At 46.6% G+C, this 253-nt stretch carries 1 protein-coding gene; it reads left to right on the top strand.

Annotation, left to right across the window (positions count from 1 at the left end):
* The coding region (locus C9J37_RS29595) for an IS3 family transposase (RefSeq protein ID WP_327440797.1) at window positions 1-89 on the top strand (89 nt) is incomplete at its 5' end.
* Window positions 90-253 lie beyond the last annotated feature (164 nt).

Here is a 253-nt window from a genome sequence, read left to right as displayed (position 1 = left end):
TGACGTATTACAATCATTATCGAGGTCAGTGGAATTTAAAAAAGCTGCCGCCTGTAAAATACAGACAGCAGCTTCAACAAGTTGCCTAGGCTTTTTCAAAATGTCCTTTACAAAGGGTACACTTTAGTATGAACTATAGGGTGCAAGTCCCGAACCCCGAAGACAGAAGTAGAGGTTAGCCAAGAGCAAGGGTGTCCGTGGCGATGCGGAATCTGAAGGAAGCTGGAGGCAAAACACCGGTCCGAGGAACACG

The organism is Lysinibacillus mangiferihumi, assembly GCF_003049665.1.
GTDB lineage: Bacteria > Bacillota > Bacilli > Bacillales_A > Planococcaceae > Lysinibacillus > Lysinibacillus mangiferihumi.
This window is presented reverse-complemented; position numbering and strand designations above follow the sequence as displayed.